Origin of the sequence: Coprococcus phoceensis (assembly GCF_900104635.1) — a bacterium.
Lineage (GTDB): Bacteria > Bacillota > Clostridia > Lachnospirales > Lachnospiraceae > Faecalimonas > Faecalimonas phoceensis.
This window is the reverse complement of sequence record NZ_FNWC01000007.1, coordinates 834,490-853,610: the sequence shown is the minus strand read 5'-3', so window position 1 is coordinate 853,610 and position 19,121 is coordinate 834,490. Positions and strand designations below refer to the sequence as shown.

The 19,121-nt window shown below is 40.5% G+C and carries 18 protein-coding genes and 1 pseudogene; all 19 read right to left on the bottom strand.

From position 1 onward, the window contains the following. Positions 1–2: 2 nt before the first annotated feature. The 19 genes and pseudogenes from BQ5364_RS07805 to smc all read right to left on the bottom strand — a co-directional run bounded on the left by BQ5364_RS07805 (position 3) and on the right by smc (position 19,117). Positions 3–1,391, bottom strand: coding sequence for a hydroxymethylglutaryl-CoA lyase-like TIM-barrel protein (locus BQ5364_RS07805; RefSeq protein ID WP_071143968.1), 1,389 nt, complete (start codon positions 1,389–1,391; stop codon positions 3–5). 132 nt (positions 1,392–1,523) lie between these two features. Next, positions 1,524–1,811 carry a hypothetical protein gene (locus BQ5364_RS07800; RefSeq protein WP_004612518.1) on the bottom strand — a complete coding sequence of 96 codons (288 nt, stop codon included), beginning with the start codon at positions 1,809–1,811 and terminating at the stop codon, positions 1,524–1,526. A gap of 52 nt (positions 1,812–1,863) precedes the next feature. Then, complete coding sequence (locus tag BQ5364_RS07795; RefSeq protein WP_022250098.1) at positions 1,864–2,409, bottom strand: Uma2 family endonuclease; 546 nt, start codon at positions 2,407–2,409, stop codon at positions 1,864–1,866. A 4-nt stretch (positions 2,410–2,413) separates the two neighbouring features. After that, the gene (locus BQ5364_RS07790) at positions 2,414–3,022 is read right to left on the bottom strand and encodes a hypothetical protein (RefSeq protein WP_071143967.1); all 609 of its coding nucleotides are present in this window, start codon (positions 3,020–3,022) and stop codon (positions 2,414–2,416) included. Further along, entirely contained in the window at positions 3,019–3,966 is a 948-nt protein-coding gene (locus BQ5364_RS07785) for a hypothetical protein (RefSeq protein WP_052536484.1), read from the bottom strand. Before BQ5364_RS07785 ends, BQ5364_RS07790 begins: the two co-directional genes overlap by 4 nt. A gap of 3 nt (positions 3,967–3,969) precedes the next feature. Next, positions 3,970–4,092 (bottom strand): hypothetical protein, encoded by a 123-nt coding sequence (locus BQ5364_RS18450; RefSeq protein WP_268874310.1) that lies wholly within the window; start codon positions 4,090–4,092, stop codon positions 3,970–3,972. Continuing rightward, positions 4,073–5,233 (bottom strand): ABC transporter substrate-binding protein, encoded by a 1,161-nt coding sequence (locus BQ5364_RS07780; RefSeq protein WP_071143966.1) that lies wholly within the window; start codon positions 5,231–5,233, stop codon positions 4,073–4,075. The genes BQ5364_RS18450 and BQ5364_RS07780 overlap by 20 nt, the downstream gene beginning before the upstream one ends. A 348-nt stretch (positions 5,234–5,581) precedes the next feature. After that, positions 5,582–6,364, bottom strand: a pseudogene (locus BQ5364_RS07775) (ATP-binding cassette domain-containing protein); the annotation flags it as partial. Between the two features lie 100 nt (positions 6,365–6,464). Beyond that, positions 6,465–6,824 (bottom strand): hypothetical protein, encoded by a 360-nt coding sequence (locus BQ5364_RS18305; protein ID WP_235837141.1) that lies wholly within the window; start codon positions 6,822–6,824, stop codon positions 6,465–6,467. Further along, positions 6,797–8,692: an ABC transporter permease gene (locus tag BQ5364_RS07770; RefSeq protein WP_235837140.1), complete on the bottom strand. Its 1,896-nt coding sequence runs from the start codon at positions 8,690–8,692 to the stop codon at positions 6,797–6,799. Before BQ5364_RS07770 ends, BQ5364_RS18305 begins: the two co-directional genes overlap by 28 nt. 15 nt (positions 8,693–8,707) lie before the next feature. Then, the gene (locus BQ5364_RS07765; RefSeq protein WP_071143965.1) at positions 8,708–9,949 is read right to left on the bottom strand and encodes a hypothetical protein; all 1,242 of its coding nucleotides are present in this window, start codon (positions 9,947–9,949) and stop codon (positions 8,708–8,710) included. Positions 9,950–10,049: 100 nt separating this feature from the next. Continuing rightward, complete coding sequence (locus BQ5364_RS07760) at positions 10,050–10,403, bottom strand: hypothetical protein (protein ID WP_022250090.1); 354 nt, start codon at positions 10,401–10,403, stop codon at positions 10,050–10,052. Positions 10,404–10,455: 52 nt separating this feature from the next. Further along, positions 10,456–10,740 (bottom strand): accessory gene regulator B family protein, encoded by a 285-nt coding sequence (locus BQ5364_RS07755; RefSeq protein WP_022250089.1) that lies wholly within the window; start codon positions 10,738–10,740, stop codon positions 10,456–10,458. Positions 10,741–10,832: 92 nt separating this feature from the next. Beyond that, positions 10,833–11,861 carry a sensor histidine kinase gene (locus tag BQ5364_RS07750; RefSeq protein WP_159431676.1) on the bottom strand — a complete coding sequence of 343 codons (1,029 nt, stop codon included), beginning with the start codon at positions 11,859–11,861 and terminating at the stop codon, positions 10,833–10,835. Between the two features lie 272 nt (positions 11,862–12,133). Further along, on the bottom strand, positions 12,134–12,691 hold the full coding sequence (locus BQ5364_RS07745; RefSeq protein ID WP_004612506.1) for a LytR/AlgR family response regulator transcription factor: 558 nt from the start codon (positions 12,689–12,691) through the stop codon (positions 12,134–12,136). Positions 12,692–12,873: 182 nt separating this feature from the next. Continuing rightward, positions 12,874–13,350 (bottom strand): DUF1653 domain-containing protein, encoded by a 477-nt coding sequence (locus BQ5364_RS07740; RefSeq protein WP_071143964.1) that lies wholly within the window; start codon positions 13,348–13,350, stop codon positions 12,874–12,876. 24 nt (positions 13,351–13,374) lie between these two features. Further along, positions 13,375–14,589, bottom strand: coding sequence for a threonine ammonia-lyase (gene ilvA, locus BQ5364_RS07735; RefSeq protein ID WP_022250084.1), 1,215 nt, complete (start codon positions 14,587–14,589; stop codon positions 13,375–13,377). Between the two features lie 26 nt (positions 14,590–14,615). Continuing rightward, positions 14,616–15,545 carry a signal recognition particle-docking protein FtsY gene (gene ftsY, locus BQ5364_RS07730; RefSeq protein ID WP_004612503.1) on the bottom strand — a complete coding sequence of 310 codons (930 nt, stop codon included), beginning with the start codon at positions 15,543–15,545 and terminating at the stop codon, positions 14,616–14,618. An 11-nt stretch (positions 15,546–15,556) separates the two neighbouring features. Continuing rightward, the gene (gene smc, locus BQ5364_RS07725) at positions 15,557–19,117 is read right to left on the bottom strand and encodes a chromosome segregation protein SMC (protein ID WP_071143963.1); all 3,561 of its coding nucleotides are present in this window, start codon (positions 19,115–19,117) and stop codon (positions 15,557–15,559) included. Positions 19,118–19,121: the final 4 nt, after the last annotated feature.

Sequence of the window (19,121 nt, the reverse complement as noted above, 5' to 3'; positions counted from 1 at the left end):
CACTATAAAATTATCTGCAACTCATGACAGGCATCTGTGATCACACGTACCAATTCGTCATCTGTCAAAACAGTCACACGTCCGGATTCATACTCTGCATCTACCCATTCTTTTACCTTCGCTACCAATGGTGAATTTTTGTCAATAGCACGGTCACCTTTCAACTTGTAATATGCATTGATCCAATGTGCAATTCCCGCAAGCCCCGATGTGTTGGATACCGCAACAAGAACCGGACGGTTCAGGAATTTATCCGTATCAAAAATATTGTAAATCTCCTCATTTTTCAGAAGTCCATCGGCGTGAATACCGGCTCTTGTCACATTAAAGTTCTTTCCGACAAACGGAGTTCTTGACGGCACACGATATCCAATCTCTTTCTCGTAATACTCCACCATCTCTGTGATGACTGTCGTATCCATTCCGTCTAAAGTTCCACGAAGTTGCGCATATTCAAACACCATTGCTTCAAGCGGTGTATTTCCTGTACGCTCACCGATTCCAAACAAAGAACAGTTTACGCCGCTTGCACCATACAGCCAAGCTGTCGTGGAGTTGCTGACCGCCTTATAAAAGTCATTATGTCCGTGAAATTCAATCAACTCACTTGGCACACCTGCGTGAACCATCAGACCGTATATGATTCCCGGAATTGATCGCGGAATCACAGCCCCCGGATAATTGACACCGTATCCCATTGTATCACAAACACGCACCTTTACGGGAATTTGATATTCCTCACGCAATTTCATCAATTCCAGACAAAACGGAATGACAAATCCATAAATATCCGAACGTGTAATATCCTCCAGATGACATCTCGGACTGACACCAATTTCCAAACATTCTCTTACAATCGAAAGGTAATGCTCCATCGCCTGTCTTCTTGTCATATTCAGTTTGTAAAAAATATGGTAATCAGAACAGCTGACCAAAATCCCAGTCTCTTTCATTCCGATATCTTTTACAAGTTGAAAATCTTTCTTGCTTGCACGAATCCAGCTTGTCACCTCCGGAAATTCGTATCCTCTCTCCATACATTTGTAAACTGCGTCCCGGTCTTTTTTACTATATAGGAAAAATTCGCACTGGCGGATCTTTCCTTTCGGACCACCAAGTCTGTGAAAATAATCATACAATGTGACAATCTGTTCTGTAGAATAAGGCGCTCTCGACTGCTGTCCATCACGGAATGTCGTATCGGTAATCCAGATTTCATCCGGCATGTGATGAGGCACGATTCGGTCATTGAAGGCAATCTTTGGAATCTCATCATACGGAAATAGATTGCGGAAAATGTTCGGTGTCTCCACATCCACCAGAGGATACATATGTTCCTCAAGTTCTAACAGATTATTATGTTGATTCATAAATACTTTTCTATTCTCCATGGTCATCCTCTTTTCTTTATTCCAGTTTTGTATAATTGTATACAATTATACATTTCGTGTCAATACTTTACCGAAATAAAATAACAGAGTGAGAATATTTTTTCCCACTCTGCTACTCTTATTTCGCCACATTTATATAAAATTGTCCTTTTTGCGCATTTTATCTAAACAGTATTTGACACTCTCTGTCTCAAAAGAGTCTAGTGCAAACAAAGATTCATTATATTGAAAATTTCTCTCTTTTTCTCCATCAGAAAGCAGTTGTTTTTCCGAAAACCAAAGTGATACTTTTTCTATCTGATCTCCAACTGCCTTATAACTGATCGTGTACAGATAATCCTCTCCTGATCCTTTGCAAAATATCTGTTCCCCTTCTTCACTTTCATATTTCAGAGAAATACTCCTATAACTTATTTCCATTTTTTCTTGTATGCATCATCCATATTCTGTAATAAACCTTTCCTTTCAATACCTATTTTAACAAATCAGAAATGCAGATTTGAAAATCCTCATATACTTTTAATTTAATTGTATCGCCAAAAGGAATGATAACAGGCGCGACATCTTCTTCGTAACGATATATGGTAGTGCGTTCTCTAGCCGGATCGACAATCCAGTATTCTCGAACTCCTGCATCTGCATAAAGCGCATTTTTTGTAGAATAATCCATTTTCCGACTGCTTGGAGAAACAATTTCAATAATAAAGTCAGGCGCTCCTTCACAGCCACGGTTTGAAATTTTATTATGGTCACATACCAAACTAATATCCGGTTCCACATAATTAGAATCATCCTCTTTGATAAACACTGCAAATGGCGCTGGATAAACTTTGCAGTTCCCATGTTTTTTTGCAATGTAGTTTTGCAGCGAAGTTGTCAGTACTGCAACAAGTTCCTGATGCAAAGGAGAAGGGGGCGCCATGTCATAAATTCTCCCGTCAAGCAATTCCGCTCGCTTACCATCCGGAAGGGCATAAATATCATCGATTGTATATAGTTTTGTTTTTAATAATGGCATCGTATCATATCCTTTCTTGCTTTCTTTGTCTTTTAGTATAACATGAGTTTCCGCAAAACAAAAGTATTGCTGCCGTATTACAGAACACAATCTGTCTCATCGCCCTCACCAATCGCATATCGAGTAACGTTTTTCTCATCTGAATCAGTCTTTCCAGATTTTCGCGCTGATAACTCACATAATCTGTCCAAAACTCAAAATCAGACCAGCGCTCCGGAATCATTAACAAGTACAAATCTAAAATCATTTTCAGCCATGTGTAATCCAATACTTTCCCTGGCCCAAATTTCATCTGAAGTGTCTCTTCCAGTACACGCATGGATTCATATTCATCTTCTTTCACTTTGGTAACTACCCGCTGAAACGTAGCCGTTTCTCCCTCTTTTGGCTCGTATACAAACAAATTTTCCTTATGTTCGATCACTCCCGCAATCTCATATTGCTTTTCCTCTTGATATTCCTGTACCGGGATCCCACCTTCTGTTGTCTGAACAAACGATACAAATTGCATCTCCTCTTCCAACCTCTGCATAGCATGTACCGCCAATATATAGAAACAGGCTATCAGTGCAATTGCCAGAACACCAACCACCTGCTTTCTATGCGCTTTCACTGCTTCTGCGGCTTGATGCGGCCGCCATCAGAAATCTGTTTTGACGAGGATAGGATAATGTTCTGATTGACACTCAGACCTTTCACTGCTGCATATCGATCTCCTTTGTATTCGACAGTCACATCCACACGTCTTGCAATGACTTCTGTTCCAAGGATTGTTTTCTTCTCATCGGTGGTATACACATAATATTGATTTCCCTCTTCTTGATGCAGCGCTTCTAAAGGTATACACCCTGAATACATTTTTTTGCTTGTCTCTATTTGCACACCTACTGAGGTGCCAATCGGAAGCGTATTTGGTGGAATCCGTATACTTGCCTCTACCCCTGCCCCCGTTTCTGTATTTTGCTGTATCGCTGTAATTTTTAATTTCCCAACTGCATTTTTCTCTGTTTCCATAAGCACATCAGAAATCAGCTTTACATTTGCACCGACTATCACATGTTCTTTATTCTCTTCCGAAAACTGTACTTTCAGCATCATTTCAGCAGATATATCAGCAATTAAAATATCTGCCGTTCCAGAAGTCATACCACCTACCTGTATATTCACAGCTGATACAACTCCATCCATAGGAGACACTACCTTCCCTTCTGCACTCTGGAGCTCTTTTAACGCTGAAAGCTGCTTTTCCACAAATCCAGTTTTTAAAATTTCCGCATACGCAGTCTGTTTTGCGAGGGACACCGCAATTCCTAATGATAAGACAAACAAAACAGGAATACAGACTCCCACAAAACGTCCCGTATTTGTGAATGCCAACAAAAACGCTTTATTGTGTAAGATAGATTTAAAATTCAAAAGACCTACAAACTGACCGGAAGCAGTCTGCATAAATGCTCTCCTTACGACATCAATGTACGGAATCAACACAAAGAGCAATACACCGACAAAGCTTGGCAGGATAAACAGATATCCCACCCACATTTTTCTCTTTCTCATCACTTATTCCGCCTGATAAATCTCTACTTTTTCTACAATTGCATTCACAGCAGATTCCAACGATTCTTCTCCATACACATAATGCTCCGCCTGTGTCAGAATCTCCTCAAACAGTGCCTGCTCCACTTAAGAAATTTACAAATTCCTCCGCTTCCTCTGCATTTAATTTCTGAATGCGAATCCCTTCTGCACTATCCTGTTCCGGATACATGACTGTCATCTGTTCCTTTGTCTCTGATATCGGAAGCGTCTTTCGAAAGCTTGTCTTATTCACACTCAATGTCCAGTCATACTGATCCATATTCTCGGAAGATAAAAAGTACGATAGGAACGCTTTCGCAGCTTCTTTCTTCTCACTGGACGCAGTTATGCCAAATATCCATTTCGGGATAAACTTTTTCCCACTTTCGCTGTTTAAATAATCATAGAACACGGGACTATTCGCACTCACACTTTCCAATTGCGCCAGCGTCTGCCCCATATCCATTTCATCAACCGACAAAATATCCTTTTGAAATGCCATTGTTACCCCGGCGTCTCCGGAATAGTACGGCAATTCCAAATCAATCTCAGATGCATCAAAAAGCATCCTTGCCTCTTCTAAAAATGTGGACAGTGCCTCTTGATCTACCACACTCTCTTCTGAAATAATATCGTTCCAAAAAGTCAATAGAAGTAACGGAATACTCTTCGTTGCATTCCGTGCGATCCCTTTTATCTGCTCTTCCGTCCGTGTTTTCAATGTGCCTGATAGAGTTTTTACTTCCTCTGGTGTCACCGCACCTTCTTTTCCAATAATAATCGGAACGGAAAAACGGGATGGGATTGCATACACTTTCTCCCCTTTTTCATATGAGGAAAGTACGTTTTCAAAAAATTCTTCCCCATTTTCTTTCACACTCTCCACCATGTCACTTAAGTCTTCCAATCCCCCTTTTTCGATATAGTCCTCAATTGGAAGTCCATCCATCAAAATGATATCCGGTCCATTTCCCGCCATAATCTCGGTGTTCAGACTTCGGATTGCATCGGATACCGTCTTTCCGTCTTCCTCTGATATCCCCACCTCTATCACAACCGGATACTTAGGATATTTCTCCATAAATAACTTTGCGCTTTGCCACAAATTCTCATTTTCTTTTAGGGTATACAAACGTAGCACTGCATCTTCTTTCTTTGTTTGTTCATTTTGTTTCTCCATCGGCTTTCCCACACAACCGGATAAAAACACCACCCATGCCAGTAAGATTCCGATTTCTTTTCTCATTGCTATCCCTCCTTGTATTGTTTTCTAATATGACTATACCGGAGAGATGCATCTTATTTGCATCAAAAAAAAGAGCTTGCGCCCTTTTTTTAATTTCTATTTCTAATATCTCTTATAACTATCCCCACGGTTACCAATATCAATTATACAAACTTTTTATGTCTTCACTTTCCGCTTTCAGCCCCATTGTATCATATTATATAAATAAATTGGATATATTTTCAAAATTTCCTTACTCCCAAAGTTATAATCTACATATATTTTGGTTCATCTAAAATAATGAGCTTTGAATTTCCAATCAAAACCATAACAATCGATACTTTCATTATGCTTCTTTTTCAGCTTATTTTAAGCATCCCTGCACAGGCACTCAAATTCATACAGATAGACGTCTTCAAGTGTCGGGCTGACTTCTGTCCACCGGTATTTTTCCGGGTGCTGCTCTGAGATAACACGCACGACAATCTCCCCGTCCGTCCGAAATAAGTTACTGATTTCAAATTCTTGTTTTACCTGATTCAATTCATCCTGTGAAATCCTGATTTCAAATACTTTCCCAGCAATTTTTTTCTGCAATGCCTCCGGGCAGTCTTTGTCCACAACCTTTCCGTTTTTCATCAAAAGAATTTCTTTTGAGATAAACTCAATGTCAGACACCACATGAGTAGCAATCAGGACAATTTTGTCGCCGCTCAAATCCGAGATCAGGTTTCGGATACGGATACGCTCCTTTGGATCCAAACCGGCAGTCGGCTCATCTAAAATCAGAATCTGTGGATCATCCAAAAGAGCCTGCACAAGGAGAACCCTCTGTTTCATCCCGCCGGACAGTTCTTTTATCTTCTTTCTTCTCACCTCGCTTAAATTCAAAAGTGGAAGAAGTTCCTCCATGCGCCTCCTGATTTCTTTTTTATCCATACCGCGCAGTGTTCCCATGTAGCTGATAAAATGATTTACGGTGAAAGAATCATATAATTGTTGCTGCTGCGGCTATACCCCATGATTTTCCGATACTGTGCTTTCATCTTCGTAATCTCTGTTTCATTGCACAGGATTCTCCCCGAATCACGCAGCAGGTTATCCGTCAATATATTCATCAATGTACTTTTCCCGGCTCCATTTGGACCTAATATCCCATAAATTCCATTTTCAAATACTGCATGGAAATCCTGCAACGCAACTTTTGCCCCATAGTTTTTGTTGAGTCCTCTTATCACTAATTTCATCCGTCTCACTTCCTTTTATCATAGATTTCATAGAGAATATAACAACTCGCAGCAGGGAGATAAATCCAAAAAACCAGCACCTGCAACACAATCATATCCCACCGCCCCTGTAACAGTTGATGCGCATCCAGCAGCGCGTTCATGCTCCAAAAATGTATTTTATAAAGCCCGCCCCATTCCATGACAAGCGGTCCTATAAAGATTACAATCCCTGAAATATTTGTCAAAATCGTATCTTTTAACAGTGCAGACAGCGCCACAGCCGCCAGTGCAATAACAAACAGCGAAAGAAACTGGGAGAGTGCCAGCAAAAAAACATATTCCCCAATCGTGCAGTTTAAGACTGACTCTCCTGCGAACGGCATGGAGCGCACTTTCGCCCCCCCCAGTTATCCATCGGATACGACTTCACTATTTTCAAAATGAAAGGGAGGTGAATCAAAACTGCCATCAAAAATGTAATTTTGAATACCGTGCCTATCTTCGTAGTCAAAATCGGCAGCCGTCCCCGCTTTGTACTCCGAAGCAAATTCATCACTTTCAAGTCATATTCCATGCCAAGCGCCGAGGATGCGCTGTAGACGGCGACAAACACACACAGGCTGAGTAGAATCAGGCGGCTTCTTGCGAGGCTGCTGCCGAACATCTTTTCATACCCGGTGTCATATACGAGTTCCTGCTCATTGACGCCGCGCATGGAATTGTTGCCCACCACATATTGAAGCTGGGCATAAGCCCTCCTGAAACCTGCATATGGATAGCGGATATTATTCTGTTTTTGTGCAATCTCCTGTTCCGAAAGTCCCGATTTTTCCGGGGTCAACGCCATGATTTCCTCGTATTTTTTCTTTTCTTCCGAAAAGTATTTCAGCTTGTCCTCCGTAATGTGCCCCTGCTGTTTCGCCACATACATTTGGTAGTACTCTTCCTCCACATCTTTGTAAAACTTCATGCCATTTCCAACTAAAACAGCGCCATATAGAACAGCGGCACAGAGCCATATTGTTTTGTTCGTGAACAGGTTTTTAAACAGCTCATGCAGACACAATTTATCCGTCACAAATGCAGGTACGCTCTTCGGCTTCTTCCTTCTCCATCGCGCCTTTACTTTGTCGCAGTGGGAAAATTTTCGGATGTTGACAGCCAAAAGCAGCAACAGGCATACTGGCAGAAGCGCCAAAAATATGTGCATTGCGTTGACCGGATATCCGAAGACGTCCAAATTATGATATTGGGATAACAGTGGATATACCTTGATATACTGCGCAAGATTTACATATTTCAGCACGTCCATATAAGAGACAGACGGCAGCAGCAGACAGAGCAGATACTCCCCAATCCCAATAAATCCAATTCCTAAAACTGCACCCGAAGAACTGCCCGCCTTTTGCGCCAGCCACATCATAGCCAGTGCAATCACATAACAGACAAACATTTTTAAAAGCAGATAAAGCATCAAATATTCGCCAACCGAAAGCATGTATGGACTTTCATACATTGCAGTCACGGATTGAACCGGTCTTTCCAAATCCCCAAATCCATATTGATGCATGGAAAACAAGTAATTTCCGCCATATAAAAACAAGACAAGAAAGCATGTAATTCCGGCTGCAATCAGCAATTTTGCCCGAATTACATACTTCCGTCCTTTATATGTAGATTTTAAAAGCCGGTATAACTGATTCTTTTTCTCATAAATCACCAAAAAATATGTCATTGCAGTCAGCAAAAGAACCATGCAGACGTCCGTAAATTCTGTCTGTGCTGCAAAAATCACACCATCCGAAATATCCACCGCCAACTCTAAACCATGCAGCTTTTCAAATGCTTCCGGTGTTTTCTGTGCATTCCGATATGCAAAAGAACTTTCTTCTGAGAAAATCGCACTCGACATATTTGTGCTTTTTTGCTCAATCTCATCCAAATAAGATTCATACTGTCCAGCCTGCACATACTCGTGCAGAACTTTTTTATACAGTTCCTCCTCCGCATAAGGGTTGCCGGTGTATGATGATATTTTATTCTCCTTCAGCTCCTTAAGCCAACGTTCCCGCTCTTCCTCCGGCTGTCGTTTCAAATCCGCGTACAGCTCTTTTACTGCCTCCGCCGGAGGCCAGCTCATCTTTGCCTGCTCAGAAAGATTCCACAGATTAAACAGGAACGCCACCACGCACAGCAGCCAAAAGAAACGAAATGCAATGAACTTCTTCCACTCATACCTTACACATTCCATACTGCCTCCATCTTTCTAATCCCCAATCAGCTTCCCATCCTTATCCACTAAATTTCCCGTTGAAGAGACACTTGGCTTCAAAACAACTTCCACATCGTTCTTTCCACTCAACAAATCCTCCCAGCGAATATATCCATACCATTCAATCAAGTCGCCTTCCGTCTCGCCGATAGTGTAATAATTCAGATATACTCCTTCTTCTGTCTGGCAGATAAAGTTACTCAGTACAGCCCCCTCCGCCGGAAGGTTCTGCGGCAGAGACAACTCCCGGATTGCCCCGCTTTCTTTCTCTTTAAAGAACATCCATTGCTTTGGATAATCAGACAAACGGAAAACAACCCCTTCCTCTAAAATACCATCCAGTGACAGATAGCCTGTTTCTTCGCCAACAAACTCTTTCAGTTCAGACCGGTTCAGATATATTTCATTTTCGTTCGTATCAAGATGATATTGATAAATGGTATCCAATTCGTTTTTCTCCGTTCCGGCATAGTAAAAACTGCTTTTGTCAGGACTAAAGTATATCAGCTCATACCCACTATTATGCAGCACAATCTCTTCTGATTTTTTTGTTTGATACTCAAATTTATAAAACAATGGAGTGTCTCCATTTATCAGAGAATAAATCAAATAGTCCTTTGTTACCCCAAGAACGTTCACAAAATCGGCTTCTTCTGTGAAAATCTCCTCCTGTTTCATGGAATCCAAATTCAGCACATTAAAATGACGTTGGTATTTTGTATCCTGAATATTCTCTTCTTCTGCCGCATCCAAAATATCAGAATAAAAATAGTATAATTCATCTCCGACAACAACCCCCGCATGAAAGACACAGCCTGCATCGATAAAATAATCTTTTTCCTTCCGGTTGCTTCCGTCAAATTCTGACACAACAAGCCTCGTTCCATCTTCATCACTCATCATTCCATATAGCTTCCCTTTATATGGAAATATATTGTTGGAACCTTTTGCGGCATTGCAGGCAGTCTCTGCATCCTCATAATTGGAAAGATGGCGGCAATCCGGTTTATTACAGATTGGAACGGCTGTATTCGTCTTAAAATCCGTAAAATATGACATTCCATGAATGGCACTGAAAAATCCACCGTTCACTTTTATATCCCTCCCGGAAATGTCAATGTAATCAGACTGGAATTTTTCTGATTTGGAACTTTCACCATCTTTTTTTTCGCTGCAGCCGATAAGTGTTACTGAAAATAGTAAGAGCAATAACATTTTCCATCTGTGTTTCCGCATAAACATTCCTCCAATCTCATAAATTAATAGTTTATCTGTTTCACTTGCACGAGAAATAGAGTATAAAATACTCTATTTCTCGCATGTCATTAAACAGTTTTTATGAATGAGCTGTCAGATTACTTGTTGCGCCTTCATATGTATGAAAACTTGTTGCAGTACCTATATCCCATCCATTTGGAGCATATACAGTCAGTTCATTTGCTCCGGTTTGGGTCGGCATCGCAACCATTTGATTCATACTTCCACCCGTCACATATCTTTTTGCTGCAATGGAAGTCTTTGCATTGTTACCGCCGGTGGAAGCATAAGCATGCCTGACTGTTACATTCAAATGTGTTCTTTGCTTACCAACATATCCACTTGCCGTTCCTGCATACACACTCATACTACTTCCAATTACCATACATCCAGCTAGCAAAGCTGCTACTCTTTTTCTTTTGTTTCTTAACATATTCAGTCCCTCCTGACATTTTGACTTTCTCTTGTTGATTTTATATTCATTTTTAGTCGTCAACAATTTCTATACTGGTTGATAACAAGATACATCTAAAAGGTGTTTTTGCATGATAACCGTCACTTTTTCTCCGCAAAACCTCAAAATTCAATAAATACAAAATCACTTGTACTGGCGTAGCGATATAACATCCGATAAAATATAATATGGTATAGCTTACAGTATTTAATATCCACTTTTGAAATAAATAGACACACCATCTTATATCCTCTTTCTGTATTATTTTCTTATCATATAAAAAAAATGCTATTCTTTCTGTTACTCTTAGAAGCATATGTTCTTCTCCTTCGTAACACTGGAATAACATTTTTTTGACTTTTATCAAGTGTTTTGTTCCCAAACGACAGTTTTTGTTCCCAAACGACCTCAATTCCAAATAGCAGTAAATTGAAACACACCATTCTCACACGATACCTCTCCCATTCCACCACTATCTTCCACTGTATGCAATGCATTTTTCAAACCATACCCATGAAGTATCTGATTCTCCTTTGTGGATGTAAATGTTTCTAAGTTACTGGACTTCTTTAAACTCGCTGTATTTTGAACTGACAAAATCGTTCCGAGATCATCCATCAAAAACTTTACTTTGATATACCGCCCCGTATTCTGCTTTCTGCAGGACTCAATTGCGTTATCTAAAATATTCGATAAAATCACGACAATTTTTTCCTGACTGAGATGAAGCTTCTGCAAATCGCTTACTTCAAAGAAGATAGGAATCCGTTCTCTTTTGCAGACATCATACTTTTGGTTCAATAATGCGTCAATGACTGCGTTCTTTGTATGGACAATTTGTATTCCTGATTCATTTTTCCCTGTTAATTTCTGAATATATTCCAAAGCTTCTTCCGTATGATTTTTGTTTTGCAATAATCCTCGCAAGGTATATAAATGGTTTTGGAAATCGTGGGTCAACTTCCTTTGTTCTTGTAAGTGGTTTCGCACTAATTCAGCTTGTTTTTCCTCTGCCTGTATTTGTTTGGTGAGAATCAGATTTTGGATTTCCACTTGTTTCTTTTTTTCCAGTTCTGTCTCTAAATATGCATAAATAAATGTTCCTAAGAGCAATAATCCAATATCCAAAAATAGGACAAACGTGAGATTATTATTTTGAATCAGATCATACACAACAATCGTCAAATTCAAAATCATACAAATCGGAACAATTAAAAGTTGTCCCCATTCTAAAATAGAAAATTTTTCATGTCTTCTACTGGCTTCTATCTTTTTTGAAAACATGATACAACTATAAAGCAATATACTTTTTGCCAAAAGTGCCGCCACAACATATGCATATTGGCTGTTATATAATACACTTATATCTATCTGTAAAAACAATAAACTGCCCGCAATCACAAGATAATCGATTGTATATAACAAAATATAAAACATCGCGACAAAAAACAGTTGTCTTATCTTTCTCCCTTGATATAATAAAATAATCAAAAAATAGAAAGTAATCACAACTATTATAGATTTTATCGTTGTTGTTCCAATCAAATTTAAAAATTGACCGAGCAACTGAAAACAAAAGACATAACCTGCTATCACAAATAGCATTGACTTTATCCTTTTGAATTTTCTCTCAAAAAATACATCCGCAATAATAAAAAGTCCAATAATTTCTATTGTAAGAAGTATACAATCAAAAAATATGTCCAATACTAACATCCCCTCCAAATCACATACCGATGTACAATTTCTGAATACCGCTCTTTGCTGCATGGTACTTCCTCTCCATTGTCCAAAAAGAGTATCCGGTTTTTGATTTTTACCACATGGTCTAAATTGACGAGATAACTTTTGTGTACCCGCAAAAATTCTTTTTGACAAAGCATTTTTTCCATATCGGATATCTTGCCATATTGCTTATATTCGTCCTTCTTCGTATGTATCAGCACATACCGTTTATAGCTTTCCACAAATACAATATCAGAAAGCCGAAGCTCTATCTGCACATTTTCTGTCCGTACTTCTATTGTTTCTAAATGATGTTTTAATTCTTTCATCACATCATCCATCGCAAAACAAAATGTCTCTTCCAAATCGTTTTTTAGCAAATATCGGAATGCATTGACTACATATCCATACGGCGCCATTTCTATATATGCGGAAATGTAAATAATCGGTGTCTCTATCTTTTGGCTGCGCAACTCTTTCGCCACTTCAATCCCGTTTTTCTCCTGCATATTCATATCCAGCAAAATCAAATCATACTCCACAAGATTGCTCTGCAAAAAAGCATCTGTATTGTCGTAACAATGGATTTATGCCTGTATATTTCTTTCAGAATAATATTGTGCTGCCAACTGTTGTATCTTTTCTAAAAATACAGTCTCATCATCACAGACTGCAATCTTCCATACTTTATCTCTCATTTTTTATTCCCATTTTCTCCAGTCTATTACCGTAATCTTCCGCTCTCATACCGCATCACAGTCCGCAAATACTGCATCACTGCTTCATACCGCTCCTCAACCGTTCCGTCATTCTCCACAAAATCAAGGCTCTGTGCTGCGATTCCGATAAACTCTTCCGTAATCTCAGATTTCTTTTTCTGCAGGAAGTCCATTTTTTCTTTTGACGAAGACAAGTCTAAAAACTCCCAGATAAGAGAACGGTCATCTTCTCTTTGACCGTCCTCCTCTCCCTCTAATTCAAATCGGTATTCTTGTTCTACCTCTGGATATTTTTCTTTATCCACTTTGTTTATAAACATCTCCAATGGTCTCACATACAGCTCCTGTTCCCCATACAGTTGTCTGTATACGACTAATTCCTCCATCGTCTCCGAATGCTTTGCGATTCCAATGACCTGATACCGTCTTCCTTTAAAGTGTCGGTAGCATTCCCCTTCTTTTGGTCTTCTATTATACTCCATATATCTTTCCTTTCCGGATGATTTCTAATATAATTTTGCACTGATGCTCTTTGGTTTGTATCCATTATCTTCCAATGCTTTTAAGATTTCTTTCTTATGCTCTGTACCGAATGATTCCATCGTAATACGAAGCTCCACTGCTGCATTACGGTTTGTGCTGACAAACTGATTGTGCTCCAATTTGATGACATTTCCCTGTGCCTTTGCGATTGTGTCTGCAACACGTACCAATTCACCCGGCTTATCCGGAAGCAGTACAGATACAGAGAAAATTCTGTCTCTTTGGATCAGACCGTGCTGCACGATTGAGGACATGGTAATGACGTCCATATTTCCGCCGCTTAGGATCGATACGACTTTCTTTCCTTTCAAATCAAGCTGTTTTAAAGCGGCAACAGACAACAATCCCGAATTCTCTACAATCATCTTATGGTTTTCAACCATATCAAGGAATGCTCCGATTAATTCATCATCCTCCACAGTCAGAATCTGATCTACATTTTCTTTCACATATTCTAATGTATTTTCACCGACTGTTTTTACAGCAGTACCATCTGCAATTGTATTCGCGCTTGGCAGAGTCACAACATGTCCGGCTTTGAGTGCCGCTTTCATGCTTGCTGCCTCCGCAGGTTCTACACCGATGACTTTAATTTTGGGATTCAGCATTTTTGCAAGTGTTGACACGCCTGTGATCAGACCGCCACCACCGATTGGTGCCAAAATATAGTCAACAGTCGGAAGTTCCTGAATAATTTCCATTGTGATCGTTCCCTGTCCGGTTGCAACGTCCAAATCATCAAACGGATGTACAAATGTATATCCGTGTTCTTCTGCCAGTTCATATGCTTTTGCACAGGCGTCATCATATACATCCCCATGCAAAATCACTTCTGCCCCGTAACTCTTTGTACGATTGACTTTGATAAGTGGTGTCACAGTCGGCATAACAATTGTAGCTTTGCAGCCAAATGCTTTTGCCGCATACGCGACGCCCTGTGCATGGTTCCCGGCAGAAGCTGTAATCAGACCTTTTGCTCTTTCTTCTTCAGACAAGGTGCTGATTTTATAATATGCACCGCGCAGCTTATATGCTCCGGTATATTGCATATTCTCAGGTTTTAAATACACTTTTCCGCCTGTCTGCTGACTTAAGTAGTCACTGTATACCAGCTTTGTTGGATTCGTTACTCGTTTTACAATTTCACTTGCCTGCTCAAATTTTTCTAATGTCAACATATGGATTCCTTCTTTCTTTATTTTTATTACTCTTTGGTGAGAAACAGTGCATCTACAAAATCATCGGAGTTAAATTTCTGCAGATCATCAATACTTTCCCCGACACCGATGTATTTTACAGGGATACCAAGTTCTGATTGAATGGCTACTGCAATTCCGCCTTTGGCTGTTCCGTCCATCTTTGTCAGCACGATACCTGTGATATCTGCAACATCTTTAAATTCTTTTGCCTGTGCTAACGCATTTTGACCAGTTGTTCCATCCAACACAACCAATGTCTCACGATACGCATCCGGATATTCTCTCTCCAGGACACGGTTAATTTTTCGAAGTTCTTCCATCAGGTTCTTTTTATTATGAAGACGTCCTGCCGTGTCCACCAAAAGAACATCTGCTTTTCGTGCCTTAGCCGCTGCAACCGCATCATATACAACCGAAGCCGGGTCAGATCCTTCCTGACCGCCAATCAATTCTGCCTCCGCACGGTTTGCCCATTCTTTAAGTTGCTCTCCTGCTGCCGCACGGAATGTATCTGCTGCTGCAAGTACAACTTTCTTATTCTGCGCCCGTAGTTTCCCGGCAAGTTTTCCGATGGTCGTCGTCTTTCCGACACCATTTACTCCAATGATCAATACAACCGATGTACGATCCTCGAACTCATATGCGGCTTCCCCAACATCCATCTGTTCTTTGATGCTGTCAATTAAAAACTGCTTACAGTCTGCTGGCTCCTTAATATGGTTTTCTTTGACTTTTTTCTTCAGATCCTCAATAACTTCCATTGTCGCATGGACGCCCAAATCTCCCATAATAAGAATCTCTTCGAGTTCTTCATAAAAGTCATCGTCGATGTTTGAAAATCCATTAAAAATACTGTCAATTCCGGAGACAATATTGTCTCTTGTCTTGGTGAGTCCTTCCACCAGTCGTTTAAAAAATCCCTTTTTTTCTCCCATAAGTTCCTCCTCTAATTCGTCAAATCTTTATCTAATAAATCTACCGACACGAGTGTCGATACCCCTTTTTCCTGCATCGTAATTCCATATAGTCTGTCTGCCGCAGTCATCGTTCCTCTACGATGCGTAATCACGATAAACTGCGTGTTTTTTGTCAGCTTATGCAAATATCTCGCATAACGGTCGACATTCGAGTCATCCAATGCCGCCTCGATCTCATCAAGCAGGCAAAACGGAGATGGTTTTAAATTCTGAATTGCAAACAACAGCGAAATGGCTGTCAATGCTTTTTCACCACCCGAAAGCTGCATCATATTCTGCAGTTTCTTTCCGGGAGGCTGTGCAATGATGCGGATTCCCGCCTCCAGGATATCTTCTTCCTCCTGAAGTTCCAATGTCCCTTTTCCGCCTCCGAATAGCTGTTTGAACACTTTATCGAATTCCACACAGATTTCCGCAAAACGTTCTCTGAACTGCTTTCGCATGGCTGCATCCAGCTCCTCGATAATCTGTTTTAATGTTGCTTCCGCCTCAATCAAGTCGTCATGCTGATTCTTTAAAAATGCATATCGCTCTGATACTTCTTTAAAATCCTCAATCGCATTAACATTGACATTTCCAAGTAAACGAATCTCATTTTTCAAAGCTTGTATCTGTTTTTTGATAAACGTAAGATCCGTCAGGTTCTCATCTTTGATCTTCAGCGCCATATTGTAAGTCAGCTCATATTCTTCCCACATATAGTTGATCTGCTTTTCAGAAGCCTGCTCAAACGCCTCTTTCTGGCTGTTCAAACGAAAGGATTCTTTGTCCAGATCCGACATGTGTTTGGAAAGTGCTTCTCGCTCTGCAAGAAATGCTTTATGTTTCTTTGTGAGTTCTTCTTTCTGACTGCTATAAGATGCAATCTCTTTTTGAATCTCCTCAAACAGTTCTTTCGAATTTGCAATCGTCAGCCGAATATCTTCAATCTGGGTCTCTTTTTTCTGAATCTCTTCGGATGTATCCCCTTTATTGGCACGAAGTGCAGACAATTCCACGTTGAATTTTGTGATCTCTTCCTGAATACGCTGCTCATTTTCCAACAGAAACTGATATTTCTGTTCCATTGCAGCATAAGCGAGATGCACTTTCTCAGATTCTAAAAGCTGTTTACTTTCTCGTTCACGTTCCTGATCTAACTCTTTTTGATAGCTTGCAATCTGTTCCGTCAATTCTTGTTCTAATTTTTCAGAAGTTTCCAATTCTACCTGAATCGATTCATGATTTTCCCGAATTTCCCTTATCTGTTGTTCCAGCTCAGCTCCTTCTTCATGAATCTTGCTTGAAACCGCCTTCGCATCTGCTTTCTTTGCCTTAACCTGCTCTGCATTCATCTTTGCCGTATTCTGAATGACATAAGCCTTCTGAAGCTGCTGCTTGATAGTCTCTATCTTACTGTAGTAGTCCGCTCTTGCCTCTTTTTCGTGTTCCACTTCCTGCTCCATCTGATCCATTTCGCTTTTCAGCTTCTCGACAGTCTTTTCAAATTCTTCAATCTCACGACGTCTGCTCAAAAGATTGCTGGAATTGCGGAAGGCTCCACCGGTCATTGCTCCGCCTGGATTAATCAACTCCCCTTCTAAAGTGACAATGCGAAGTGTCTGCTTATATTTTTTTGCCAGCGCCACCCCGTGGTCAATATGCTTTACAACAACTGTTCTTCCCAACAGATGATTGGCAAGCCCCCTGTATATTTCTTCCACCTTAACAAGTGTATTCGCAAGCCCGATCACCCCCTCCTCTTGAAGAGCCTCGTTTTGCCGAATACCGGCAGTTCCATTGATACTCGTCAGCGGAAGAAATGTCGCCCGACCGAATTTATTCTGCTTCAAAAACGTAATCATCCGTTTTGCCGTCTCTTCATTATCTGTTACGATGTTCTGGATACTTCCTCCAAGGGCAGTCTCCACCGCAATCTCATACGCTTTGTCCACTTTGATCAGATCCGCAACAACACCTAAGAGTCCTTTTTCCTGTTCTTTCTTTTCCATGACTTTTCGGATGCTGTTCCCATATCCGTCATAGCGTTCTGTAATATTCTTTAACGACTCTAATCTAGATTGTTCCCGGTGAAATGCCGTCTGTCCAATACGCAGCTGTTCGTTCTTTTTGGCAATCGTCTGCTGTAGGGCGGCTATCTTTTCTTCATATGTCCTATTCTCTGTGACATATCCGGAAATCGTCTGTGCAATTTCCTGAAGCTCTGCCTCAAACTTTGCGATGAGCTCATCCTGTTCGGACGCCTCGCTTTCCACCGCGATTAATTTCTGGTGCATTTCCGAACGGCGCACCTGAATCTGTTCCAGCATCGAATCATAACGCTGCTTCTTTACCTTCGTAGCTGTGCGATTATTCAAAATCTCCATGATCTGATTCTGATTTTCATCAATCGCCTCTGTAAGTTCCGCACTTTTTGTTTGGATTTTCAAAAGCTGTTGCTGTGCTGCCTTCTCCTGCTCCTCCTGCTCTGACAACTTTTCCTGAATCTGAAACTTATCTTTTCCCATCGCCGAAAGATTCTTTTCCCTCTCAGACATTTCGTTATAAATCGTCTTAGAGCGCTGTTCAATGTGCTCATCATTCATTCGTGCCGTGTTAATCTGCTCTTTCAGGACCTCAATCTGACCTTCCAGCTGCTGCTTTAATAATGTGGTCTCATTCAACTGACTCTTAGCCTTCTCCATCGCAGCGTCAATCTCATCAGTCTTTAGTTCAATCGCCTCATATTCTGTCTTCGTATTTTCATATCGTGTCGTTGCATCCGCAAGCTCTCTGGTCGTATTTTCTAAATTATGATCAACCGCAGCAATTTCCTTTTTGAGCCGCTCTGTCTCCAGCAAAAACAAATTGATATCATATGTCTTCAAAGATTCTTTCTTTTTCAGATATTCTCTTGCCACTTCGGATTGTTTTTCCAAAGGTCCGATCTGTTTTTCCAGTTCCGCAAGAATATCATTTACACGAACGAGATTCTGCCTTTCTTCCTCCAACTTTTTCACGGACATATTTTTCCGCTTTTTGAATTTTACAATTCCTGCTGCTTCGTCAAACAGCTCTCTTCGTTCTTCCGGCTTTCCACTTAAAATCTTATCAATCTGCCCCTGTCCGATAATTGAGTATCCTTCTTTTCCAATTCCGGTATCGTAGAACAATTCATTGACATCCTTCAACCGGCACGGACTTCCGTTGATCAGATATTCACTCTCACCGGAGCGGTAAATCTTACGAGCAACTGTCACTTCCTCAAAATCAATCGCAAGCTGATGATCTGAATTGTCCAGAGTGATTGCAACAGATGCATAGCTTAATGGTTTTCGATTCTCAGTGCCTGAGAAAATAACATCCTGCATGTTCCCACCTCGAAGCTGCTTTGCGCGCTGTTCACCAAGCACCCAGCGCACGGCATCTGCGACATTACTCTTTCCACTTCCATTCGGCCCTACAATTCCGGTGATTCCATTGTGGAACTCAAATAGAATTTTATTCGCAAAGGACTTAAAGCCCTGTACTTCAATACTTTTTAAATACATCCTA